This window comes from Nocardia iowensis (assembly GCF_019222765.1).
GTDB lineage: Bacteria > Actinomycetota > Actinomycetes > Mycobacteriales > Mycobacteriaceae > Nocardia > Nocardia iowensis.
Window position 1 is genome coordinate 3118275 of record NZ_CP078145.1, and the last position, 22209, is coordinate 3140483.

A 22209-nucleotide genomic window follows, 5' to 3' on the forward strand; every position below is an offset into this window, starting at 1 on the left:
TCACAATTGTGGCGCGGGTAGCGCCGTGCAGTCGGGGCAAAGGCCCCAGTAGATGACCTCCGCCTCATCGAGGACGAAGCCGTTGTCGTCGGCCGCGGTCAGGCAGGGTGCCCGGCCGCCGGCGCATTCGACATCGACGATGACGCCGCACGAGCGGCAGACGAGGTGGTGGTGGTTGTCTCCGACGCGTGTTTCGTACCGCGCCACGGTGCCCATCGGCTGGATGCGCCGGAGCAGACCCGCACCGGTCAGCGCCCGCAACACGTCGTATACGGCCTGATGGGACACCGTGCCGAGGGTCTTGCGCACGAGACCGAGGATCGAGTCCGTATCGGAGTGGGGATGCTCGTGCACGGCGGCGAGCACCGCGAGCCGCGGTGCCGTCACCCGCAGGTCAGCGCCGCGCAACAGACGCTCGAGCTCCGAAATATTGGACACGTTCAGAAGTATGATCGATTCAAGTCTTTTCCGTGCCGGATTCGGATATTTTGCTCTCCAGCCGCTTGCCGGTGCTGCGTGTTCGATTCGAGAAGGCCACGAAAGCGGTTGGTGCGCGCGGAGTTCGGGGCAGGTCCGGCGTCGGCCGAGTGGTCACTCGCCGTGGAGGCCGAGGCCGTGTAGTTCCAGCGCGGCCAGTTGGCGGATTGTGGTGTCGTCGCCGCGACGCCAGGCGTCTACCGCGTGCGGGTCGAGACGGTCGAGCGTGCGGAGGGGTTGGTTGGCGAGGGCGCGCAGGGCGAGGAGGTCCTGGCCGGAGGGGTCGGTTCGGAGGCGGGCCGCTACCGCGGCTCGGCGGATCCAGCGCAGACGCAGCGGCAGCCAGAGGAAGAGTACGAGGCCGATCGGGACGATCAACGAGCCGATGGCGAGCGCCATGGCGAGGTCGCCGATGAGGTCCTGCTGATCGCGTCCGGCCTCGGAGATCGTCCGGGCGGCCGCGGCGGTCCGTTCAAAGGGTGAGGTCAGCTCGTCGCCCACCATCGGCACCCGGCCCACCTTGTCACCGACAGCATCGAGATTGTCGGCCATGCCATTGCCAGCGCCCTCCAGTTTCTGCCCAGGAACGGCGAGCTTGTGCAACAGATCGTGCAGCCACAGGGCGACCCGGACGGCGGCGTACACCCACGCCACCACGAGCAGATCCGTGACCAGTTGGCGGACGGCGACGGGTGTGCGATCGGCGTAAATCTTCACCCGATCGGAATTCCCCGGTCGCTCGATCAAAAACCGCGCCGGGAATTCCACGCGCACACTACGCATTTCGAGGGCCAGGGCAGTGGCCCCGGCCTCCACACGTCCATCACCTCCCCAGTTGTTCTCCAGTCGAGCCGACCGCCTACGTCGGGTTCTACTTGTCATGAATTCGATACATCGAAGTGCGGCACGCTACATCGCCGCCGTCCGGATCAAATTCGCGAAACCACTCCAGGAGCTTCGCCATGCCATTGTTACGACGCCTGTCCGCAATCACGTTCGGCGCGTTGATGATCGCCGGACTCTCCGTGGCCACCGGATCGGCCACCCCGACCGAAGAGCGAGAAGTGTTCTCGCCGGACGGCACCATCAGCCGCGTTGTCGTTCCGGTTCCCGACCAACCGCCCGCGCCGAGATCCGCCCTACAGGCCGATGTCGTGCCGATCCAGCAGACCGGGCCGTCCAGTCAACGGTTCGATCTGGTGTTCGTCGGTGACGGGTATACGTCGAGCCAACTCGGCACGTACAAAGACCACGCGGTCAACCGGTGGAACGAGATCGTCCAGGTCGAACCGTTCAAGTCGTACAAGAACTCGTTCAACGTCTGGGCCGTCAATGTGGTGTCCCAGCAGTCCGGTGTGGACAACGATCCGCGCGGCACGTACCGAAACACCGCCCTGGACATGACGTTCTGGTGCGGTGGCACCGAGCGCCTGCTCTGTGTCAACGAGACCAAGGCGATCCAGTACGCCCGGCTCGCTCCCGAGGCCGACCAGGTGATTGCGCTGGCCAACACCACGAAGTACGGCGGCGCTGGCGGCCGGGTCGCGACCTCGTCCGGCGGGAATGCCGCGGCCGGACAAATCGTGCTGCACGAGCTCGGGCACTCGATGGCCGGTCTGGCCGACGAGTACGACTATCCCAACGACCGCTATACCGGGCGCGAGCCACGCGAGGTCAACGCGTCGACCTACACCAGCGCGCAGATGCAGCAGAACCGGACCAAGTGGTACCAGTACCTGGGCAAGCAGTCCCCCGACGGTGGTGTGGTCGGCACTTACGAGGGCGCGGTCTACCACAAGCGCGGGGTGTACCGGCCGACGCAGAACTCGTTGATGCGGTCGCTCGGCCGTGAGTTCAACCTGATCGGGCTGGACGCGATGAAGGCCGCGATCGAGCGGAAGAGCCCGCCGACCCAGCACTGACCCAGCACCGGGCGCCCGGCCGTATCGGCTGGGCGCCCGGGCAATTCCCTTGAGCCAGTAAGTATTTCGAGTCTCACACGGGAGCGTCTCGTGCTGAGGGGTGACAAGGAGAAGATTATGGCATCCAGTCGACAACACCGCAGGCGCGACCGGCGGCGCACCCGCGTGCGCTGGGCTGCCGCCAGCCGGACGGTGCTGATCATTCGGCGACTACCCCGACTCGCGCTGTTGGCCGTGGCCGCGGCGCTGCTGCTGTCTAGCGCGCCCGCGATGGCCGACCCGACGGTCGAGCCGGACGCCTCGAGTGGCGAGGCCCAGCCGATGTTCAACCCGGCCGCGCCCATCCGCCAGGACCTCTGGGTGCGCGCGCCGATCGACAGCGACGGGGACCGCAAGGACGACGAGGTGCACGTCCAGGTCGTCCGCCCGGCCGGAGCCACCGGCAAGCTGCCGGTGGTGTACCAGGCGAGTCCGTACTACGCCGGCGGCAACGAGGTACCCAACCACAATGTGGACGTCGAGCTCTACGTGCCCGACGGCCCCGACGCGCGGATGGCCAAGGCGCCAGGACCGCTGCGCGCACGGGTGGCCGAGGATCTGAAGGCGGCGGGCATTACCGTCTCCGAAGGCCGGATCAGCTGGCAGTACGAGGAATTCTTCCTGGCCCGCGGCTACGCCGTGATGTACGGCGAGTCGCTTGGCACCGGTAAATCCACCGGCTGCCCGACCTCGGGCGGGCGCAACGAGACCATCGGGGCGCGGGCACCCATCGACTGGCTCAACGGCCGGGCCAAGGCCCGCGACGGGCAAGGCAAAGCCGTCGTGGCCGATTGGGCCAGCGGCAAAGTCGGCATGATGGGCGTGTCCTACAACGGCACGCTGCCCAACGCCGTCGCCGCCACCGGCGTGCCCGGCCTGGAGGCCATCGTGCCCATCGCCGCCATCAGCAACTGGTACGACTACTACCGGGCGGCGGGCGCGGTGGTCGCACCGGGCACCTACCAGGGTGAGGACACCGACGTACTCGCCAAGTACGTCTACACCAGGGCTGACCGGCAGATCTGCCAGCCCGTCATCGCCGGGCTCGAGCGGGACCAGGACCGGGTCACCGGCGACTACAGCGCCTTCTGGAACGAGCGCAACTACCTCAACGACGTCGGCAAGGTGCGGGCCGCCGTGCTGGCCGTGCACGGTCTCAACGACTTCAACGTCAAGACCAAGCATGTCGCCCAGTGGTACGAGGCGATCAAGAAAGCCGGTGTGCCGCACAAGATCTGGCTGCACCAGTCCGGCCACACCGACCCGATCAGCCTGCGCAGGGACGAGTGGTTGCGCACCGTCAACCGCTGGTTCAGCAAGTACCTGCTCGGCAAGAACAACGGGATCGACAAGGAGCCAAAGGCAACCATCCAGCGGGAGAACAAGTCCTGGGTGAACGAGGCCGACTGGCCCGCCCCCGGCACCGCCGCCGCGACCGCGGTGTTCAAGCCCGGCGGCAGGGCAATCGGCGGACTCGCCACGGGTGGCGCCGAACTCGTCACCGAGTCCCTCGACGACGATGCGACCAAACTCGCCTCCGCCCTCGTCGCCGCGCCGAACTCGCCGAACCGGCTGGCCTATTTCTCCAAGGCCGCCACGACGCCCCTGCGGGTCAGTGGCACGGTCGGTGTCACCTTCCAGATGTCCTTCAAACGTCCGGCGGCCAATGTCACCGCGCTGCTGGTGGATCGGGCTCCGGACGGCAGCTCCCGGATCGTCACCAGGGGCTGGGTGGATCCGCAGAACCGCGGCTCGGAAAGCGACACCGAGCCGATCACCCCGGGTAAGGAGTACACGGTCAACCTGTCCATGCAACCGCACGACTACGTGCTGATGCGCGGACACAAACTGGGCGTGGTGGTGTTGTGCAGCGACAACGAGTACACCCTGCGGCCCAAGCCAGGGCCCGGCTTCGCGGTGAACCTGGGCACTACCAAGGTCACCTTCCCGGTGGTCGGCGGCCAAGCCGCCCTCACTGCCGCGATCGGCTAGGCACAGCTGGCCCGGTCGTACCCGATGCGGTCGGGTGCGACCGGGCCTATCTGTGATCCGGTTGGGCCGCTGTGGGTGCACCAATCCGCGGGGTTCAGTTGTCCGCGATGGGGAGTCGGTATTCGCGGCGCACGCTGGTGCCGAGCTTGCCGATGTTGGCGCCGTATATGTGAATCGAGAGCACGGGGGCTGTGCCGGTGTTGCGGACCAGATGGATGTCGCCGGGCGGGGCGAAACCGCAGGCGGTTCCGGCGTAGTTGATCGCGTCTGCCGCCACGACGAGCCGGGCGTCGGGGCCCGCGCCGCGCAACTCGTAGCGCCGTTCGGTCTCGGCGCCCTCGTACACCCCGGCCACGCACCAGGCCACATGGTCGTGGATCGGCGTCGCCTGCCCCGGCTGCCACACGAGCGCGACCACCGAGAAGCTGCCGTCGCTTTCGGTGTGGACGAGGTGCTGGCGATACCGATCCGGGTCGCCCTCGCGGTACTCGTCGGGCAGCAGATCGGGTTGCGTCAGAAAGCCTTCGAGCCGGTCGGCGACGAGGCGCGCGGACTCGGCGGGCGGACGTTCGAGCCGGACGACTTCCCGCACCGCGCAGACGAGATCGTCCAGGGCCTTGGTGGTGGGTGCGGCGGTACTGATGGACATGTTTCCGCTCATACCGACCAGCATGCGACTGATCGAGCACTGCGGTCTATTCAGACAATGTTGCCGTTACCCAAGAATCGCTTATGGATCGAACCAGGCGTGCCGCAATAGATTTCACTCACCGCGCATCTTGTCGGCAGCGAGCTGGAGTGCCTCCATCATCAGCCGGGTGACCGGGATCTTCTGGTGGCCGGACAGCGTGTACGCGGCCACCGTCCGTGAATCAGCGGGCAGCACAGGCCGACTGACGACCTTGGGGTGGCTGATGAACGACCGGACCATGCTCGGCATCACCGCTATGCCGGTGCCCGCGGCCACCAGGCTCTGCACGGCCAGATTGTCGTCGGTGGTGAAATCGATGTGCGGTTCGAAACCGGCGGTGGCGCAGGACTCGATGAAATGGCTACGGCAGCGCACGCATCCGGCGATCCACCGCTCCTCAGCGAGCTGTGCCAGCTCGACCGACCGGCGCCTGGCCAGCGGATGCCCCTTCGGCAGCAGCACGATCAACGGGTCGTCGAGCAGCGAAATCGTGTACAGGTCATCGGATTCCGGCTGCTCGCTCGGCGCGTCGTAGGTGAAGGCCAGCGTGATGTCGCAGTCCCCGCGGCGCAGCGCCTCCACCGAGTCCGGTGGCTCCGCGTCGATCAACTCGATCCGGATGCCGGGATGCCGGGACTTGATCGATGCGACGGCCGTCGGGATGAGCGTCGCGCTGGCACTGGGGAACGCGTAGACCCGGACGCGGCCGGACTTCAATCGGGTGATGGCCGTCATCTGCTGCTGTGCCGCGGAGATAGCGCCGAGGATGCCGGAAGCGTGCCGAGCGAGCACCTCACCCGCATCGGTCAGCCGCAGCCGCCTGCCAACCCGCATGAACAGCGGTGTGCCGACGGAACGTTCGAGCGCCTTCATCTGCTGGCTGATCGCGGGCTGGGTGTAGCCGAGGTTGCGGGCCGCCGCGGCGAACGAACCGGTCCGCACGACCTCATCGAAAACCCGAACGTACCGCGAGTCGAACATCGGTTCAGGATAAGCATTTCTTTTGCCTCCCATAGCAAGTCGCTCCCCGGTGGGAATATCCCCGAACCGGGCCCGGTTAAGCTTGGTATCAAGTAGTTTGATGACAAGCTAAATGAAGGAGATCGAGATGAGCGAGATCGTCGAGTTGTTCCTGTTCCTGGAGCCCGGCGCGAACCCGGACGAGGACCGGGTGGTCCAGAACTTCGGCGAGAGCGAGTCGCTGCTGGTCTGGGTACCGGACGGGACAGCCGCCGCCAAAGTGGCCGCCGAAGAGGTCGCCCGCGGGGTGCGGCTGATGGAGCTGTACCGCGGCTTCGACCTCGAATCGGCCGCGCAGGTCATCGACGCGGTCGACGGTAGGGCCGCGGTCGGCGTGGCCGGTTTCGGGTTCGGCATCGCTACCGCCCGGCCCATTCGCGACTCCGCAACCATTTTCGTCGGTCACCCGAGCGCGGATCCGGCGGTGCACCGGGTCACCCGAGCGCACGCGGGCGGCGGGCGCACGACGGCGGTCGCGGCACCGGATTCCGCCGCTGCCGCCGCGGTCGCGCTCGAACTGGTCGGCCATGGCGCCGAGCTGATCGAGATCTGCGGTGGCGCATCCCTGCTCGCGGCGCGGGACGTGCGGGCAGCGGTGGGCGACCGGGTCGCGGTGAGCCTGGTGAGTTGGCCGGTCGATTCGATCGAACGCGCCGCCGCTTTCAAGGCCGATTTCGACGCGGCGCACTGAGTGCCGAAGCGGCTAGCCGTCCGCTTCGCTGTGCAGCAGCAGGACTTTCAGGGAAGCCGCCAGCGCGTCGCGTTGCTTCGGGCTGAGCGGCTTCAGAAAGGCCTCGTCGGCGGCGAGCACAGCGTCGAGTGCCTGCGCCGCGACCTCTTCACCAGCGGGGGTGAGATGGATGAGCACGGCCCGGCGGTCCTTCGGGTCCGGTCGTCGCTCGATCAGTCCCGTTCGCTCGAGCCGGTCCAGCCGAGTGGTCATCGCTCCCGACGTGATCAGGGCCGTCCGCGCGAGGTCGCGCGGATTCGTGCCGTCGGGGTCGTTGCGGCGACGCAAGGTGTTCAGCACGTCGAAGTCGCCATAGCTCAGTCCGAGCTGCCGTAGCGCGTCCGCGATGGCTCGCTGTCCGTGCGCGGCACATCGGAAGAGTCGGCCGACGACCTGTAGGGCGCTGACGTCGAGCCGCGGGTCCCGCGCTGCCCACTCGTCGACCATCCGGTCGATGGAATCCTCTGGCACGGCCCGACAGTAGCCGCCCCGGCCGGTGCGCCCGCCCACCGGCTGGGCGGCCGCGGCGGCGCTGACCGGCCCTGAGCCGACAACTCGATAGCGGACCGCACGATGCCCCGACCATTTCGGGCTATGCCCTGACCTGGCCTCATGCTGAACTGGTATGAGCCTCATCGGGCCTCATGGGAGGGGGACGTCATGGATTCGATCTTGTATTGGAATGCTGTCGCGCTGGAAGCGAACCGCGTCAGCCACAGCAATGGCGCGCGCGAACAGATCGGGCCGCCGCTCAGCGCACGGGCGTTGGGAATCGTGCACTTGGGGATGTACGACGGGTACATCGGCGTGCTCGGTGACAGCGCGCAATACGGTCCGTACCTGCCGGATCTGCCGCCCGCACCGCCAGGGGCGAACCCGGACGCCGCGGTGGCGGGCGCGGCGGAGGTGACGCTGAAGTCGTTGTTCCCGAGTCAGAAAGAGGCGTTCGACGAGGCGCTTGCCGGCGCGGGACTGAGCGGTCCCGGCGTGGCGGAAGGATTGGCGTTCGGCAGGCTCGTCGCCGAGCGAATCCTGGCCGACCGCGCGGGCGACCCGGGTGTTGGCGACGCCGGGTACCAGCCTTCGCCGGAGCGCTATCGGCATCGGCCGGATCCGTTCAACCCCGATCAGGGCTTCCACGGCCCGTTCTACGGTGCACGCTCCAAGCTGTTCTCGGCGATGGAGCGGCATGAGAACAGACCTCCGCCCCTGGGCAACGAGGCGTATCTCGAAGTGCAACGCGTCGTTCGGGTCACCGGAATCGCGCCGGAACTACTGGGCAGTGTGCCCCAGTTCGTCATCGACAGCCTGCCGCCCGACCGTCGGCGCCGTACCGAGGAGCGCACGCTGATCGGCCTGTTCTGGGCTTACGACGGGGCGAACGGCATCGGTACACCACCGCGGCTCTACAACCAGATCGTGCGTCTGGTCGCCGAAGACCGGAACAACTCGACCCAGGAGAACGCGCGGCTGTTCGCGCTGATCAACGTCGCGATGGCGGACGCGGGAATTCTCGCATGGGAGCAGAAATACGCGCACGACCTGTGGCGACCCGTGGTCGGTATCCGGGAACACGACCTATCGATGGGACCGGCCGCCGACGACGCCGCCAACGACATCAGTACCGATTGTCAGATCGATTGGCTGCCACTTGGCGCGCCCGCTTCGAATTCGACCGACCGGAACTTCACTCCGAACTTTCCCGCTTATCCGTCCGGGCACGCAACCTTCGGTGCGGCCGCGCTGCACATCGCGCGGCGGTTCTATGGCATCGCGAAGGACGACATGAATCCGGACTCGCTGGCGGCGGGCATCACGTTCGTCTCCGACGAATTGAACGGCATCACCAGGGACAACTCCGGCACCGTGCGGCCGAGGCACGTCCGCAGCTTCCCCGAGGGGCTCTGGCAGATGATCGTCGAGAACGGGCGCAGCCGGGTATGGCTCGGCGTCCACTGGGAATTCGATTTCGCGCCAAGGCCAATCGAAATCGGTGGTCTGCCCCTGGGGCTAGCTATTGCCAACGACATCTTCGACACCGGAATGATGAAGTCACCGATAGGCCCCGCTAGCCGATAGGCCAGCTCGCACGCCCGCTGGCATTGTCGGTAGTTCGACTCCGACGGGGGAGGCGAAACAATCAGCCAGCGGGCGGGCCGCCGGTGTCGGGCGGGTCCGGGATCACGGCGGTGACCTCGATCTCGATCTTGGCATCCTTCTCGACGAGGCGGCTCACCTCCACGGCGGTCATCGCGGCATGGAAGCCGCCGATGATCTCGCGGAAGGCCACCCCGATTTCCGGATACGCGCGCACGTAGGCGTCGACATCGGTGACATACCAGGTCATTCGCACGATGTGCGCGGGCTCGGCGCCTGCTTCGGCGAGCACCGCCACGATATTGTGCAGTGCTCGACGTACCTGGCCCGCGATGTCATGGGACCGGAAGACGCCGTCGACGTCCCAGCCGACCATGCCCGCCACGAACACCAGCTCGCCCCGCGCGGCGACGCCATTCGCGTAGCCGCGCGGGCGCGGCCACCCCGGCGGCTGTAGCACCCTCATGGTGTCGCCGCCGAATCACCTTGCACCGCACCGGATTCGCGCAGCCGGAACCGCTGTAGCTTGCCGGTCGGCGTGCGCGGTAGCGCGTCGACGAAGGCGATGGCCCGCGGATACTTGTACGGCGCCACTGTCTGTTTCACGAAATCCTGCAATTCCTCGACCATTCTGTCGGTTGCCTCGATCTCCGGCCGCAGCACAACGTACGCCTTGACGATCTGACCGCGGTCCTCGTCTGGCACCCCGATCACGGCACAATCGGCGACGGCGGCGTGCCCGGCGAGGGCGTCCTCGACCTCGGGCGCGGCGATGTTGTAGCCGGCGGACACGATCATGTCGTCGGAGCGTGCCTGATAGTGGAAGTAGCCGTCGGCGTCGACCGAATACGCATCGCCGGTGTAGTTCCAGCCGTCGCGCACATAAACGGTCTGCCGCTCATCGGCGAGGTAGCGGCAGCCGGTCGGCCCACGCACCGCGAGCAGGCCGACCGCGCCGGGCGGCAGCGGCTGCCCGTTCTCATCCACGACGCGCGCCTCGTATCCGGGCACCGGCAGGCCCGTCGCGCCGGGCCGGGCGTGCTCTTCGTCGGCGGAGATGAAGATGTGCAGCATTTCGGTGGCGCCGATGCCATCGATCAGTTCGATGCCGGTGGCCTCGCGCCATCGGGTGCGCGTGGTCGGTGGCAGCGGTTCCCCGGCCGACACACATTTGCGTAGCGCGCTGTCGCGCAGTTCGGCGCCGTGCTGGGCGAGGATTCGGTAGGAGGTGGGGGCGGTGAAAAGCACTGTCGCACCGAAGTTCTTGATCGCATCGAGCAGCAGCGCCGGACTCGCCTGTTCGAGCAGCACCGCCGAGGCGCCGACCGCCATGGGGAACAGCAGCAGCCCGCCGAGGCCGAAGGTGAAGGCCAGCGGTGGGCTGCCGATGAACACGTCATCGGGCCGCGGCCGCAAGATGTGCTGCGGGAAGCAGTGGCAGATCGCCATGACATCGCGATGGAAGTGCGCGGTCGCCTTCGGCACGCCGGTGGTGCCGGAGGTGAAAGCGATGAGGCAGACGTCGTCGGCGGCGGTGGCAACCGTGTCGAACCGGTCGCTCTGGCGCGCCATCAGCGCTTCGAGGCCGTCGTCGGCGCCGCTGTGGAAGTAGCGAACCTGGTCCAGGGTCGGACAGGCCGCGACCACTTGTTCGAGCTGCCCGGCCACGGCTATATCGCACAGCGCGTGCGTGATTCGCGCCTTGTCGACGATCTGGGTGAGTTCCTTGACGCGCAGCATCGGCATGGCCGTCACGGCGATGCCGCCCGCCTTCATCACCGCGAACCAGCACGCCGCGAGCATCGGGTTGTTCGGTGCGTCCAGTAGCACCCGGTTGCCTGGCACCAGCCCCATCTCGTGCACCAGTACCGCCGCGATGCGATTGGCCCGCTCGTGCAGGTCGGCATAGGTCCACTGCGGTCCGCCGGGCGCGCGTACGCATGGGCGGTCGCCGTTGCCGTCGCTCAGCTGGCGGTCGAGTAGCTCACTGGCGCAATTGAGTTGCGCCGGGAACCGCAGTTCCGGCCGGTCGAAGACGAGGTCGGGCCACTGCTCGAGCGGGGGTAGGTTGTCGCGGGCGAAGGTATCGATGTGCGCGCTTGTCATGGTGGAACCTTGTGGGGGAGAAGGAGATCGGAAGTCACGACGCCGTATCGCGGCCGGCGTCACGCAGGAGTTCGCGGGCGATGATCAGTTGTTGCACCTCGGTGGCGCCCTCGTAGATGCGCAGCGCCCGGATGTCGCGGTAGAGCCGCTCGACCGGGCGGTCACGGACCACCCCGAGCGCGCCCCACATCTGCACGGCCGCGTCGATGACCCGCTGGGCGCCTTCGGTCGCGGCCATCTTGGCCATGGCGGCCTCGCGAGTGACTGGTCGACCTTGATCGCGCTGCCAGGCCGCGCGATAGGTGAGCAGGGCCGACGCGTCGATCGTCGTCGCCATCCGCGCGAGTTCGGCACGGGTCAGCTGGAAGTCGGCCAGCACCCCGCCGAACATGTGCCGCGAGGTGGCCCTGGCCAGCGCCTCGGCCATGGCGCGGCGGGCGAAGCCGACGGCGGCGGCCGCCACCGAGGTGCGGAAGACGTCGAGTGTGCGCATCGCGATCGCGAATCCCCCGCCCGCGCTGCCGAGACGCCGTGTCGCGGGCACCCGGCAGCCCTCGAAGGACAGCCGGGCGAGCGGGTGCGGTGCGATCACCTCGATGCGTTCGGCGATGTGCAGGCCCGGGGAGTCCGCGTCGACGATAAACGCGGAAATGCCCCGTGCGCCTTCGCCTTCCCCGGTGCGGGCGAACACCACGTAGAAGTCGGCGATACCGCCGTTGGAGATCCAGGTCTTCTCGCCGTCGATGACGAATCCGTCGCCGTCGGCGCGCGCGGCACAGGACAGTGCGGCGGCATCGGAGCCCGCGTCGGTTTCCGAGAGCGCGAACGCCGCGATCGCCGCACCGGTGGCCACCCGAGGCAGGTACCGGCGCTTCTGCTCCTCGGTACCCGCCAGGCTGATCGCGCCGGAGCCGAGCCCCTGCATCGCGAACGCGAAGTCCGCGAGCGCGTCGTGCCGGGCCAGGATTTCACGGGCGAGACATAGTGCGCGGGTGTCGATTCGGTCGTGGCTGCCGCCGAAGGTGGTGCCCGCGACGGTGTGCCGCAGCCAGCCCGCGTCACCCAGCGCGCGGACCAAGCGACGACAGCGGTCGTCGATATCGATGCCGGTGTCGTGTTGCACCTGTTCGGTAGCCCAATCATCCAGTGACGCAGCGAGTTTGCGGTGCGCGTCGTCGAAGAAGGGCCAGTCCCAGTGATCGCTGGACATGGCGGCTAGTTCCCTTCGAACTTCGGACGTTGCTTGGCGACGAACGCGTGATAGGCGCGCGCGAAGTCCTCGGTGAGCATGCACAGTGCTTGGGCCTGCGCCTCCGCCTCGATGGCTTGGTCCACCGACATCGACCACTCCTGGTGCAGCATGGTTTTCGTGATTCCCTGCGCGAAGGTCGGGCCCTCGGCCAACTGGCGCGCGAGTTGTCCGGCGGCGTCGAGCAGCTGCTCCGGTTCGGCCAGCTGGTTGAAGAACCCCCACGCGAACGCCTCGTCGCCGGTCATCGCGCGCCCGGTGTACAGCAACTCGGACGCGCGGCCCTGCCCGATGATGCGCGGCAAGATCGCGCAGGCGCCCATATCGCACCCGGCGAGGCCGACCCGGGTGAACAAGAACGCCGTCTTGCTGCGGGCAGTGCCGACGCGCAAGTCGGACGCCATCGCGAGGATCGCACCGGCACCCGCGCAGACCCCGTCGACGGCGGCCACGATCGGTTGCGGGCAGGCCCGCATCGCCTTGACCAGATCACCGGTCATCCGGGTGAACAGCAACAGGTCCGGTGCCCGCAGCGCCATCAGCGGGCCGATGATGTCGTGCACGTCGCCACCGGAGCAGAAGTTGTCGCCAGCGCCGTGCAGCACAACGACGGTGACGTCGTCGGCATAGGCCATGCGACGGAACAACTCTCGCAGCTCGGCGTAGGAGTCGAAGGTCAGCGGATTCTTGCGCTGCGGGCGGTCGAGCACGATCGTGCCGACGCCCTGGTGGACGTGCCAGCGGAAGTGCGTGCTCGCGTAGTCGGCGAGCGTGGTGCGGTTGGCCGCGCGCAGTGCGGGATCCAGATCCTGGGTCATGAGCGTCCCCGATGTGTCGATGAGCGAGCGTTCTTGCCGTCTTGGTCGGCGGTGCGGTCGGTTGTTCCGCCGAGATGGTCTGCCGTTCCGGCGGATTGGTCGGCTGTTCCGGCGAGGTGGACGCGGAGCCTGCCGAGCAGATCGAACAGCGCCTGCTCGTCGGCACGGCCGAAACCGGCGAATATTTCGGTGAGCCACCGTTCGTGCTCGGCGGCCATCTCGTCGAACCGGGTGCGGCCGAGCTCGGTCAGCCGCACCAGCGTCGCGCGTTTGTCGACCGGGTCCGGGATCCGGTCGACCCAGCCCTCGGCAACCAGCTGATCGGTCAAGCCGGTGACATTGCCGCCGGTCACCATCAGGTAGCGCGACAGCGCGCTCATCCGGAGGCCGTCGTGGTGCCGGTCGAGCTGGGCCAGATAGTCGAAACGGGGCAGGGTGGTCGCGAAGCGCACCCGCAGCCGGGTGCGGATCTCCTGCTCTATCTCATTGGTAGTGGCCAACAGTCGCAGCCACAGCCGTACGTCGAGGTGATCACCGGATACGGTGCGGGCCTCCATGCCGATGCGCTCGTCGCCGAGCACGCCCCCGGTGTCCTGGCGGCGGGTGCTCACCTCACATCACCTCCCCGCCGCTGAGCGAAATCGCTTGGCCGGTCAGCGAAGCGGCCGCATCCGAGCAGAGCCAGGCGACGGTGGCGGCGACCTCCGAAGGCTCGATCAACCGGCCCTGCGGGTTGTGCCGGACGAAGGCCGCCCGCGCTTCGTCGGCGCTACGGCCGGTCGTGTCGATCACCTGTGCCACGCTCTCCTGCAACAAGTCGGTGTCGGTGAAGCCGGGACAGACCGCGTTCACGGTGATCGGCGTGCCCGCGAGTTCCAGTGCCATGGCACGGGTCAACCCGATCACGCCGTGCTTGGCCGCCGCGTAGGCGGTGACGTAGGGGTAGCCGCGCAGACCTGCCGTGCTGGCGATGTTGATCACCCGGCCGTGGCCCGCCGCGAGCATGTCGGTCACCGCGCTCCGGCTACACAGGAACGTGCCGGTGAGATTGACAGCGAGCATGCGATGCCACAGTTCGTCGCTGGTCCGCCGCAATGGCGCGCTAGCAGCTTGCCCGGCGTTGTTGACCAGGATGTCGACCGCGCCGTGGCGCTGGTGCGCGCAGACGAACGCGGTCGCGACGGCCGCCGGGTCGGTGACATCGCAGGCTACGGCCTGCGCCTGCGCCGACTTCGGCAGTCGCGCAACGGTTTCGGTGACGCGGTCCAGGTCGCGCGCCACCAGGGTGAGGCGGGCGCCGTCGCGGGCGAGGCGGTCGGCGATGGCGGCGCCGATGCCGCGTGATCCGCCGGTGACAAGGGCGTGCCGACCGGCCAGTGCGGTGTCGACCTCGGTCATGCCGGTCAGCCTTTCGCCGCCGCGGCGGCTTGCTCGCGTTGGATGTTCGCCTCGAATTGCCGCTTGGCGGCGCGGTATTGCTTGGGCCAGGTGAGCTCGGTGTAGCCGATCTTGGCCGCCTCGGTGAGCGTCCAGGCCGGGTTCGCCAGATGCGGGCGGGCGATCGCGCACAGGTCGGCCCGCCCCGCGGCCACGATGCTGTTCACATGGTCGGCCTCGGAGATCGCCCCGACGGCGATCGTGGCGATCCCAGCCTCCTGGCGCACCCGGTCGGCGAACGGCGTCTGCCACATTCGCCCGAAGATCGGGCTTTCCTGCTTGGTCACCTGACCCGAGGAACAGTCGATCAGATCGGCGCCCGCCTGTTTGAACCATTGCGCGATCTCGACGGCGTCGGCCGGGGTGATGCCGCCTTCGGCCCAGTCGTGTGCCGAAATACGTACCGACATAGGCAGTTCGGCGGGCCACACCGCACGCACCGCCTCGAACACCTCCAGCGGATAGCGCAGCCGGTTCGGCAGCGACCCGCCGTAGGCGTCGGTGCGCCGGTTGGTCAGCGGCGAGATGAAACTCGACAGCAGATAGCCGTGCGCGCAATGCAATTCCAGCCAGTCGAAGCCGGCCTCGGCCGCGCGCCGGGTGGCAGCGGCGAACTGCGCGGTCACCTCGTCCATGTCGGCCCGGGTCATCGCCCGCGACCACTGGCTCACCCCCGGCAGGTACTGCTGCGGCGAGGCCGAGATCAACGGCCAGTTCGGTTCGTCGTCCGCCGGGGTGAGCGGTTGGTCGATGCCGTCCCACATGCGGCGGGTGGAGCCCTTGGCCCCGGAGTGGCCGAGCTGCATGCCGATCTTCGCGTCGGAGTTGTCGTGCACCCAGTCGGCGATGCGCTGCCACGCCCGCCGCTGTTCGTCGGTGTACAGGCCCGGGCAACCGGGGGTGATCCGGCCCGTCGGACTCACGCAGGTCATCTCGGCGAAAACCAATCCGGCGCCACCCACCGCACGCGCGCCGAGGTGCACCAGGTGGAATTCGCTGGGAATTCCGTCGACGGCCGAATATTGGGCCATCGGGGAGACGACGACCCGATTCTTCAGCGTCACCGAACGCGTCGTGTACGGCGTGAACATCGGGGGAACGGACGGCTCGTCGGCGGCTCGGGCCACCCCGGCTCGCGCGTCGAACCACCGCTCGTAGTCCTCCAGCCAGCCCTTGTCGCGCAAGCGCAGATTCTCGTGACTGATGCGCTGGCTGCGGGTGAGCATCGAGTACATGAACTGCTCGGGTTCGAGCTGGTCGCAATAACGTTCGCCGCAGACCTCGAACCACTCCATGGCATTCCATGCGGCGTTCTGCAACCGCAGCACGTCGATCGACCGGGCTTCCTGGTAATGGGTGAGCACTGCGGGCAGTGCGGAGGGGGAGTCACCGTGCTCGCCGAATTGGCGCACCAGCTCGATGGCGTCCTCGAGCGCCAGCTTGGTGCCCGAACCGATGGCGAAGTGCGCGGTGTGCACGGCGTCGCCCATCAGCACGACGTGACTGTTGCCGTTGTGCAGCCACCAGCGCTCACATTTGACTCGTTGGAAGTTCAGCCACGGCGACTCCGGGCGATGGCGGGAGTTGGTCATCAGTTTCTCGCCCTGCAGATTGTCGGCGAACAACTCTTCGCAGAACGCCACCGACTCGTCCGGTCCGGCCTTGTCGAGTCCGTGCGCCAGCCACACGTGTTCCGGGCACTCGACGATGAAGGTGCTGGTGTTGTCGTCGAACTTGTAGATGTGTGCCTGGATCCAGCCGTGCTCGGTCCGGACGAAGTCGAAAGTGAAAGCGTCGTAGAGCTTTTCGGTGCCCAGCCAGATGTAGCGGTTCGGGCGCTGCACGATGTCGGGTGCGAAGACGTCTTGGTGTTTGCCGCGGATCTTCGAGGAGATGCCGTCGGCGGCGACGATCAGGTCCGCATCGGAATATTCGGTGTCGGAGTGGACCTCCCGGTCGAACTCGAGCGTTACGCCGACCTCCTCGCAGCGCGCCTGCAGGATGTTCAGCAGCTTCTTGCGGCCGATGCCGACGAAGCCGTGTCCGCCGGAGCGCAGGACGCGACCCTTGAACCGCAGCTCGATGTCGTCCCAGTGATTGAAGGCCGTCTGGATCCGGTCCGCGGTGGGGCGATCCCACGCGCGCATGGTCTCCATCGTCGCGTCGGAGAAGACGACGCCCCAGCCGAAGGTGTCGTAGGGGCGGTTGCGCTCGACCACGGTGACATCGTGTTCGGCGTTGAGTTGCTTCATCAGCAACCCGAAGTACAGCCCGGCGGGTCCGCCGCCGATGCACACGATCTTCATGTGCTCTCCTCAGGGAGTCGCGATGGAAGTACTTTACCTCTAAAGCTTTAGGTATAAAGCACTTTTGCCGGACTACGGCCAAGTGATCCGTGGTTAGGTGAAAGTTCGATTGATCTGGTGCAATTGAGCGATACCATCGTGGTAGACGCGCTGTGGTTCGCTCAGGAACGGAATGGCCCGCCGAGGAATCTTGAAACAACGGAGTAGCAGCTCATGGTCGCAGAACCGGTCCGGATCGGCGTCGTCGACTCACGTGTCGCCGAACGCGGTCCGACAGCGCTGCGGATCGCCGTCGGCGGTCAATTGCGCAAGCTGCGCGAACAATGCGGCATCACCCGTGAAGCCGCCGGTGAGCACATCCGCGGCTCGCACGCCAAGATCAGCCGACTCGAACTCGGCCGGACCGGCTTCAAGGAACGCGACATCGCGGATCTGCTGAGCCTGTACGGCGTCACCGAGCCGGATCAGCGCGAAATGTTCCTCGGGCTGGCCCGCAAGGCCAATGAACCCGGGTGGTGGCATCGGTACAACGACCTGCTGCCGCAATGGTTCGAGACGTATATCGGCCTGGAGGGCGCCGCGCAGACGATCAGAACGTTTGAGGGCCAGTTGGTTCCGGGCTTGCTGCAAATCGAGGACTACACCCGCGCGGTCGTCGCGGTCGGCCACGAGAACGCCGAGGCGGCGCGGCGAACAGAGCAGCGCACCATGCGCCAAGAGTTCGACGCCCAGGCGGCGCGGCGGGTGGAGCTGCGCGGTAGGCGCCAGGAGATCCTGGATGTGCAGGGCGGGCCCGCGCTGTGGGCGGTGCTGGACGAGGCCGTGCTGCATCGGCCGATCGGCGGCCGGAAGGTGCTGCGCGCGCAAATCGAGCACTTGGTGGAGATGACGAACAAGCGCAGTGTCACCATCCAGGTGCTGCCGTACCGGGCCGGCGGCCATGCGGCGGCGGGCAGTTCGTTCACGATGCTCCGGTTCGCCGAGCGCGAACTCCCCGACATCATCTATCTGGAGCAACTGACCAGTGCGCTCTATCTGGACCGTCCGGAGGATGTCCATCTGTACCGCGAAGTGATGGACCAACTCGCCGTGCAGGCCGAGCCGCCGGACCGGTCCCGTGAGTTGCTGATCGCCGCTGCCGAGGAGCTGTAAATCGGCCTGGGCACCGGACGCGCGAGTTCTCGCCTCCCGCTGGGTATTCGCCAGTAGGCCGCCGACGTCAGCGGTCTTCGGGCGTGCTGGTTTCGGTGAGCACGCGTTGATTGATCGGTTGGAGCTGGCGGTAGGCGTCGGCCACGGCGAGCACGAGGCCGGTGGGGTGCTGAGCTTGCCAGGTGGTCGCGGCGCTCGCGTCGGCGAAGTAGCGGCCGGGATTGCAGGTGGTGGTGCGGACCATGGTGCGGTCCAGTTCGTCGGGGCCGGGCAGCGAGATGACCGCGGTGGCGGGGTCTAGGTCGGCGACACCCGTATCCGGGTGGACTGTCAGTCGGATGATGGTTCCGGTTGCCGGACAGGGTGATTCGATGTCAGCGGAGCGATCGAGAATTGCCGGGAAGAGGAGCGTGTCGGCGGCGCACCAGGCGTAGAGCAGTCGGCCCTCGACGGTGAACCGGTGCGGTGTCGGGTTGAGTGTCAGTCCCCATCCGGTGATGCGGTGCCTCTCGTCGTATTCGATGTCGGCGGCGGCGGGCGCGGTCGCCAACTCGGCGGGGTCCACGCCCGCGGCGGCGGCGAGCTGTTCGACGGTGATGGGTGCGCCGAGCGCGAGCAGCCGAATCGCGGTGCGCATCAGGGTGGTGCCGGTCGGCGTGTCGTTGGCGAACAATGTGTCGATGATCTGGCCGGTGAAGGGGTTGGTCATCGAGCCGAGGACCGTACGTAACGCGGAGACCGATGGCGCCCCGTCGAACCCGCCGTCGTCGGACGGATACAACCGGCACGACAGACTTTCGATCCGGTCGGGCGCCGGGAATGGGTCTCGGCCATCGATGAGCAGGGTGGGGGAGCCGGTCATCCCGGCCGCGGCCGCTTCGGCCGGATCGCCGATCACCCGATGGGTGAACTCGACAGGCATCGAAAGTGCTTGTGCCGCTTGCCGAATTCGTTGTTCGAGGACGGGAACGTTGGGGCAGTTCGGGATCTGCAAGATCTCCAGCTTCATTGTCGGGCACCTTCGTCGTGGAGGGATTCGAGGATCGGGCAGTGTCGGTCGCGGCGGGGACGTTCGCAGGTGGCGGCCAACTCCGACAGCGACCGCAGCATGCGTTGCAGGTCGCTGATCCTGGTGGCCAGCAGTGCTATTCGCGCTTCGGCCAGTTGCCGGGCCGCGTCGCAATCACCGGGACCGCCGTCGGCGAGATGCAGCAGATCCGCGATCTCGTCGAGGGTGAATCCAAGCTCCTTGGCTCGTTTGACGAACCTGACGACGGCCACGGCGTCGGCGGGATACTCCCGATACCCCGACGGTGCGCGCGGCGGCTCCGCGAGCAGTCCGCGGCGCTCGTAGTACCGCAGCGTCTGCGCGTTCACCCCGGCGCGGCTTGCCAGTTCACCGCTTCGCATACGCACATTCTCGACCCGGTACCCCGGTACAAGGTCAAGCGCGAAGTTCTGGACGAGTTCGACCGAGATCAGTGCGGCGGGAGCGGCTATCGCGGGACGAGTCAGCTCGGGTGCCCGCCCGCCGGTTCGGGGTGTCGAGCAGTGCCTTCAGTGGCCCATCGAGACATGATCCTCCAGGATTCCGGCCGCGGTAAACCGTATTTCTCGACAGCGGCTACGCCGATCCCGCTCAAACTGGCCCGCGCGCACGGGTTTTGGTTCGGGTGTCCAGTTCGTTCTGGCAGGGTTGAGGGGTGAGCGAGTTCAGCGATAGGGGCAAGCTGCTGACCTACCTGGTCGAGATTTCCGAGGCAGACCGCTTCAGTCCGCTGTGGTGGCAGGTGAGCAATTCTGGTGGTGCGGCGCAGGTGGCGGCGGCGTTGATCGAGATGGCGGTGCGGCTGGAACTCGAACTTCCTTACGATCCCACCGATTTCCGGTGCTGGTATCGCTACGAAGTGCGTTGGCCGGACGGGGCGATCCTGGAAGGGTTCGAGGGTGCGGTCGAACCGCGGCTCATCCCTGATGATCTCCGCGCACTGGCTCGGTCGGTGATCTCGGTGACCGTTCGCGATCTGCGTAGGCGTAACGGGTAACCGCTCGGGGGTGACTACTTCATGGTGGCGAGCTGGATCAGGTTGCCGCAGGTGTCGTCGAGGACGGCGGTGACCACCGGCCCCATGTCGGTCGCGTCCTGGGTGAACTCGACGCCCAGCCCCTTGAGCCGCTCGACCTCGGCGTACACGTCGTCCACGGCGAACTGGGTGAACGGGATGCCGTCGGCGGCGAGGGCCTTCTTGAACGGGCCCGCTGCCGGGTGGCCGTCCGGCTCCAGCAGCAGCTCGACGCCGTCCGGGTCGGCGGGGGAGACAACGGTGAGCCAGCGGGCCGCGCCGGTGGGCACATCGGTCTTCTTGATGAACCCCAGCTTCTCGGTGTAGAAGGCAAGCGCCTTGGCCTGGTCGTCGACGAATACGCTGGTGATATTGATGCGGATCACGGGTTCGGTTCCTCTCGGTCGATGGGCCACCGCTCGATGATCGAGCGCAGCGGCCTGGTGTCGATGTGGTGGAACTTGTAGCGGCCCTGCCGCCGGCTGCGCACCAGACCGGCCTGTTCGAGGACCGCGAGGTGCTGCGAAATGGCTTGGCGCGAGGAGGCAAGGCCGTGCTTCATGGTCAGCCGACCGCAGATCTCGAACAGCGTCTGGCCGTCCTTGTCGGTCAGCTCGTCCAGGATGATGCGTCGGGTCGCGTCGCCGAGAGCCTTGAACAGGTCGGGGTCTGCGTCCACCGCCCAACGATAGGCAAGCTGAGACTTGCCTATCAAGATATGGGGCATGGGCTTCGCCCGTCGCGCCGCTGCGAAATGCGAGGTCGGGTCTAATTCGCGTGACTGGTCCCGGGGGATGACGCATACTCGACCCTCCGGGGTCGATATGGGAGGGCAGGGGTTTGAAGCTGGCAGAGGCGTTGTCGTTGCGCGCGGATTCGGTACGTCGGATCGAGCAGTTGCGCGCTCGGATCGTGAGCAGTGCCCGTTTTCAGGAAGGCGAGGAGCCCGCCGAGGACGCGACCGCTCTGCTCGCCGAGGCCGGTGCGGTACTCGGTGAATACGAAACGCTGATCCGGCGGATCAACCGCACCAATGCCGCCGCGCGAATCGACGCTGGCGGCACGCTGACGGATGCGCTGGCGCGCCGAGATGCGTTGCGGCTGCGGCACTCCGTGGTCACCGCCGCGGCGGATGCGGCCGCGGGCCAGAACCAGTCCGGGTACACGCGTCAGCTGCGGTCCGAGCTGAAGATGCTGTCCGCCTTGCCGGTCGCCGAGCTGCGTGGGCAGGCCGATGAGCTCGCCAGGGAACTGCGCGAACTCGACGTGCGAATCCAGCGCGCCAACTGGGAGGTCGATCTGCTGGACTGACCCGAAGAGGTGGAGCAGGTAGTCGTTGCGGAGGCGTGCACAACCCGCTGGGCCGACGGGCAATCGGCACCTTCTTGGCGCACGATGGGCAGTGCGGGGGGTTCGATTCCCCATTTCACATCGCAGCCCAGCATTGCGTACAAGTGACCGGGTACAGCACACAGCACACCACCATGTGCAGATTCGTGACGACGAGGGCGGGCAAGGGGCACTCCACCTCTACTCTCGGCGATCAGCGCCCAGCAGGCATCGCGGTCGGCGATCCGCCGCGAGCAGGTCGACGAAAGGGAGGAGCGCTCGAACGGTCGAGCGCTCCTCTTTCATCGGTTACCGGTTCTTCTTGAGCACCGCACCCTCGGGGACGGGCTGCACTTCACCGTTCTTCAAGACCAGCACGCCGGGACTACCGGCGGGCAGGGTGTAGCCGGGCAGATCGCGGGACAGGTCCTCGCGCAGGATCACGCGGTCGATGTCGTGACGCTGTTCGCCGTTGATGATGATCACCTGCTCCCCGGGCCCCGGATCGGCCGCCGCGGTGCCAGCGCCGGCCAGGGCCGCGCCTACTAACGCGGCGCCGCACAGGGTGGCGCCCAGCAACTGTGTCCTCGACTTCAGCATGTGTGAATCTCCTTGCCGTCGTTCGGAATTGCACTCTTGTGCATCGACTGCGGTGCAGTCGGTCCAGACCGTAAGACGCCAAGCTGGGCTGCGACTGGGCAAGGAGCTGTGAGTCGGCTGGGAGTGCTGTCCGGCAGCCGTGCGCGGGGGTGAACGTCGCTTCCGGACGGGCCGACAGGAG

Annotated in this window: 24 protein-coding genes; 7 read left to right on the forward strand and 17 right to left on the reverse strand. The window is 67.2% G+C overall.

Going from position 1 to position 22209, the window contains the following annotated elements; translation table 11 throughout:
• Together KV110_RS14315 and KV110_RS14320 are read right to left on the reverse strand one after the other, a co-directional pair.
• The gene (locus tag KV110_RS14315) at positions 1 to 438 is read right to left on the reverse strand and encodes a Fur family transcriptional regulator (RefSeq protein ID WP_218476562.1); all 438 of its coding nucleotides are present in this window, start codon (positions 436 to 438) and stop codon (positions 1 to 3) included.
• 153 nt (positions 439 to 591) lie between these two features.
• Positions 592 to 1293 carry a hypothetical protein gene (locus KV110_RS14320; protein ID WP_246634530.1) on the reverse strand — a complete coding sequence of 234 codons (702 nt, stop codon included), beginning with the start codon at positions 1291 to 1293 and terminating at the stop codon, positions 592 to 594.
• 146 nt (positions 1294 to 1439) lie between these two features.
• Between KV110_RS14320 and KV110_RS14325 the strand changes: the two genes are divergently transcribed.
• A complete protein-coding gene (locus tag KV110_RS14325; protein WP_218476564.1) occupies positions 1440 to 2399 on the forward strand; it encodes a M64 family metallopeptidase in 960 nt (319 codons plus the stop codon).
• A gap of 117 nt (positions 2400 to 2516) precedes the next feature.
• Positions 2517 to 4430: a Xaa-Pro dipeptidyl-peptidase gene (locus KV110_RS14330; protein ID WP_218476566.1), complete on the forward strand. Its 1914-nt coding sequence runs from the start codon at positions 2517 to 2519 to the stop codon at positions 4428 to 4430.
• A gap of 94 nt (positions 4431 to 4524) precedes the next feature.
• On the opposite strand, the gene KV110_RS14335 is transcribed toward KV110_RS14330, so the two are convergent.
• Both KV110_RS14335 and KV110_RS14340 read right to left on the reverse strand, forming a co-directional pair.
• A complete protein-coding gene (locus KV110_RS14335; RefSeq protein WP_218476568.1) occupies positions 4525 to 5079 on the reverse strand; it encodes a cysteine dioxygenase family protein in 555 nt (184 codons plus the stop codon).
• 114 nt (positions 5080 to 5193) lie between these two features.
• Complete coding sequence (locus KV110_RS14340) at positions 5194 to 6102, reverse strand: LysR family transcriptional regulator (RefSeq protein WP_218476569.1); 909 nt, start codon at positions 6100 to 6102, stop codon at positions 5194 to 5196.
• 127 nt (positions 6103 to 6229) lie between these two features.
• On the opposite strand from KV110_RS14340, the gene KV110_RS14345 reads away from it, so the two are divergent.
• Positions 6230 to 6832: a DUF6506 family protein gene (locus tag KV110_RS14345; RefSeq protein WP_218476571.1), complete on the forward strand. Its 603-nt coding sequence runs from the start codon at positions 6230 to 6232 to the stop codon at positions 6830 to 6832.
• A gap of 12 nt (positions 6833 to 6844) precedes the next feature.
• Here the strand turns inward: KV110_RS14345 and KV110_RS14350 are convergent, their stop codons facing one another.
• Positions 6845 to 7342 carry a MarR family winged helix-turn-helix transcriptional regulator gene (locus KV110_RS14350; RefSeq protein WP_218476573.1) on the reverse strand — a complete coding sequence of 166 codons (498 nt, stop codon included), beginning with the start codon at positions 7340 to 7342 and terminating at the stop codon, positions 6845 to 6847.
• Positions 7343 to 7531: 189 nt separating this feature from the next.
• Between KV110_RS14350 and KV110_RS14355 the strand changes: the two genes are divergently transcribed.
• Positions 7532 to 8950, forward strand: coding sequence for a vanadium-dependent haloperoxidase (locus KV110_RS14355; protein WP_218476575.1), 1419 nt, complete (start codon positions 7532 to 7534; stop codon positions 8948 to 8950).
• A gap of 61 nt (positions 8951 to 9011) precedes the next feature.
• Here the strand turns inward: KV110_RS14355 and KV110_RS14360 are convergent, their stop codons facing one another.
• From KV110_RS14360 to KV110_RS14390, 7 genes are read right to left on the reverse strand one after another with little or no spacing between them, the layout of a single operon-like run.
• On the reverse strand, positions 9012 to 9434 hold the full coding sequence (locus KV110_RS14360; protein WP_218476576.1) for a RidA family protein: 423 nt from the start codon (positions 9432 to 9434) through the stop codon (positions 9012 to 9014).
• Positions 9431 to 11074, reverse strand: a complete 1644-nt coding sequence (locus KV110_RS14365; protein ID WP_218476578.1) for an AMP-binding protein — start codon at positions 11072 to 11074, stop codon at positions 9431 to 9433. Before KV110_RS14365 ends, KV110_RS14360 begins: the two co-directional genes overlap by 4 nt.
• A gap of 34 nt (positions 11075 to 11108) precedes the next feature.
• Entirely contained in the window at positions 11109 to 12284 is a 1176-nt protein-coding gene (locus tag KV110_RS14370) for an acyl-CoA dehydrogenase family protein (RefSeq protein ID WP_218476580.1), read from the reverse strand.
• Between the two features lie 5 nt (positions 12285 to 12289).
• Positions 12290 to 13141 (reverse strand): enoyl-CoA hydratase family protein, encoded by an 852-nt coding sequence (locus tag KV110_RS14375; RefSeq protein ID WP_218476581.1) that lies wholly within the window; start codon positions 13139 to 13141, stop codon positions 12290 to 12292.
• Positions 13138 to 13752, reverse strand: coding sequence for a MarR family winged helix-turn-helix transcriptional regulator (locus tag KV110_RS14380; RefSeq protein ID WP_246634531.1), 615 nt, complete (start codon positions 13750 to 13752; stop codon positions 13138 to 13140). Before KV110_RS14380 ends, KV110_RS14375 begins: the two co-directional genes overlap by 4 nt.
• Before the next feature lies 1 nt (position 13753).
• The gene (locus tag KV110_RS14385) at positions 13754 to 14539 is read right to left on the reverse strand and encodes an SDR family NAD(P)-dependent oxidoreductase (RefSeq protein WP_218476583.1); all 786 of its coding nucleotides are present in this window, start codon (positions 14537 to 14539) and stop codon (positions 13754 to 13756) included.
• A 5-nt stretch (positions 14540 to 14544) separates the two neighbouring features.
• Positions 14545 to 16884: a bifunctional salicylyl-CoA 5-hydroxylase/oxidoreductase gene (locus KV110_RS14390; protein ID WP_218476584.1), complete on the reverse strand. Its 2340-nt coding sequence runs from the start codon at positions 16882 to 16884 to the stop codon at positions 14545 to 14547.
• Positions 16885 to 17097: 213 nt separating this feature from the next.
• On the opposite strand from KV110_RS14390, the gene KV110_RS14395 reads away from it, so the two are divergent.
• Entirely contained in the window at positions 17098 to 18036 is a 939-nt protein-coding gene (locus tag KV110_RS14395) for a helix-turn-helix domain-containing protein (RefSeq protein ID WP_218476586.1), read from the forward strand.
• A 67-nt stretch (positions 18037 to 18103) separates the two neighbouring features.
• On the opposite strand, the gene merB is transcribed toward KV110_RS14395, so the two are convergent.
• Both merB and KV110_RS14405 read right to left on the reverse strand, forming a co-directional pair.
• Positions 18104 to 19045: an organomercurial lyase MerB gene (gene merB / locus KV110_RS14400; protein ID WP_246634532.1), complete on the reverse strand. Its 942-nt coding sequence runs from the start codon at positions 19043 to 19045 to the stop codon at positions 18104 to 18106.
• Positions 19042 to 19446 (reverse strand): MerR family transcriptional regulator, encoded by a 405-nt coding sequence (locus KV110_RS14405; protein WP_218476587.1) that lies wholly within the window; start codon positions 19444 to 19446, stop codon positions 19042 to 19044. Before KV110_RS14405 ends, merB begins: the two co-directional genes overlap by 4 nt.
• A gap of 293 nt (positions 19447 to 19739) precedes the next feature.
• On the opposite strand from KV110_RS14405, the gene KV110_RS14410 reads away from it, so the two are divergent.
• The gene (locus tag KV110_RS14410; RefSeq protein WP_218476588.1) at positions 19740 to 20081 is read left to right on the forward strand and encodes a hypothetical protein; all 342 of its coding nucleotides are present in this window, start codon (positions 19740 to 19742) and stop codon (positions 20079 to 20081) included.
• Between the two features lie 14 nt (positions 20082 to 20095).
• Here KV110_RS14410 and KV110_RS14415 read toward each other — a convergent pair whose 3' ends face one another.
• Entirely contained in the window at positions 20096 to 20482 is a 387-nt protein-coding gene (locus KV110_RS14415; protein ID WP_218478466.1) for a VOC family protein, read from the reverse strand.
• Positions 20482 to 20778: an ArsR/SmtB family transcription factor gene (locus tag KV110_RS14420; protein ID WP_246634533.1), complete on the reverse strand. Its 297-nt coding sequence runs from the start codon at positions 20776 to 20778 to the stop codon at positions 20482 to 20484. Before KV110_RS14420 ends, KV110_RS14415 begins: the two co-directional genes overlap by 1 nt.
• 161 nt (positions 20779 to 20939) lie before the next feature.
• Here KV110_RS14420 and KV110_RS14425 point away from each other — a divergent pair, with 161 nt between their 5' ends.
• Positions 20940 to 21410: a DIP1984 family protein gene (locus KV110_RS14425; RefSeq protein ID WP_218476590.1), complete on the forward strand. Its 471-nt coding sequence runs from the start codon at positions 20940 to 20942 to the stop codon at positions 21408 to 21410.
• 327 nt (positions 21411 to 21737) lie between these two features.
• Here KV110_RS14425 and KV110_RS14430 read toward each other — a convergent pair whose 3' ends face one another.
• The gene (locus tag KV110_RS14430; protein ID WP_218476591.1) at positions 21738 to 22028 is read right to left on the reverse strand and encodes a hypothetical protein; all 291 of its coding nucleotides are present in this window, start codon (positions 22026 to 22028) and stop codon (positions 21738 to 21740) included.
• Between the last annotated feature and the right edge of the window lie 181 nt (positions 22029 to 22209).

Excerpts from the sequence above, each read along its gene's own strand:
- KV110_RS14325 (WP_218476564.1), top strand. The coding sequence starts at position 1,440 with ATGCCATTGTTACGACGCCTGTCCGCAATCACGTTCGGCGCGTTGATG.
- KV110_RS14330 (WP_218476566.1), top strand. The coding sequence starts at position 2,517 with ATGGCATCCAGTCGACAACACCGCAGGCGCGACCGGCGGCGCACCCGC.
- KV110_RS14335 (WP_218476568.1), bottom strand. The coding sequence starts at position 5,079 with ATGTCCATCAGTACCGCCGCACCCACCACCAAGGCCCTGGACGATCTC.
- KV110_RS14340 (WP_218476569.1), bottom strand. The coding sequence starts at position 6,102 with ATGTTCGACTCGCGGTACGTTCGGGTTTTCGATGAGGTCGTGCGGACC.
- KV110_RS14345 (WP_218476571.1), top strand. The coding sequence starts at position 6,230 with ATGAGCGAGATCGTCGAGTTGTTCCTGTTCCTGGAGCCCGGCGCGAAC.
- KV110_RS14355 (WP_218476575.1), top strand. The coding sequence starts at position 7,532 with ATGGATTCGATCTTGTATTGGAATGCTGTCGCGCTGGAAGCGAACCGC.
- KV110_RS14360 (WP_218476576.1), bottom strand. The coding sequence starts at position 9,434 with ATGAGGGTGCTACAGCCGCCGGGGTGGCCGCGCCCGCGCGGCTACGCG.
- KV110_RS14365 (WP_218476578.1), bottom strand. The coding sequence starts at position 11,074 with ATGACAAGCGCGCACATCGATACCTTCGCCCGCGACAACCTACCCCCG.
- KV110_RS14370 (WP_218476580.1), bottom strand. The coding sequence starts at position 12,284 with ATGTCCAGCGATCACTGGGACTGGCCCTTCTTCGACGACGCGCACCGC.
- KV110_RS14375 (WP_218476581.1), bottom strand. The coding sequence starts at position 13,141 with ATGACCCAGGATCTGGATCCCGCACTGCGCGCGGCCAACCGCACCACG.
- KV110_RS14385 (WP_218476583.1), bottom strand. The coding sequence starts at position 14,539 with ATGACCGAGGTCGACACCGCACTGGCCGGTCGGCACGCCCTTGTCACC.
- KV110_RS14390 (WP_218476584.1), bottom strand. The coding sequence starts at position 16,884 with ATGAAGATCGTGTGCATCGGCGGCGGACCCGCCGGGCTGTACTTCGGG.
- KV110_RS14395 (WP_218476586.1), top strand. The coding sequence starts at position 17,098 with ATGGTCGCAGAACCGGTCCGGATCGGCGTCGTCGACTCACGTGTCGCC.
- merB (WP_246634532.1), bottom strand. The coding sequence starts at position 19,045 with ATGAAGCTGGAGATCTTGCAGATCCCGAACTGCCCCAACGTTCCCGTC.
- KV110_RS14405 (WP_218476587.1), bottom strand. The coding sequence starts at position 19,446 with ATGCGAAGCGGTGAACTGGCAAGCCGCGCCGGGGTGAACGCGCAGACG.
- KV110_RS14430 (WP_218476591.1), bottom strand. The coding sequence starts at position 22,028 with ATGCTGAAGTCGAGGACACAGTTGCTGGGCGCCACCCTGTGCGGCGCC.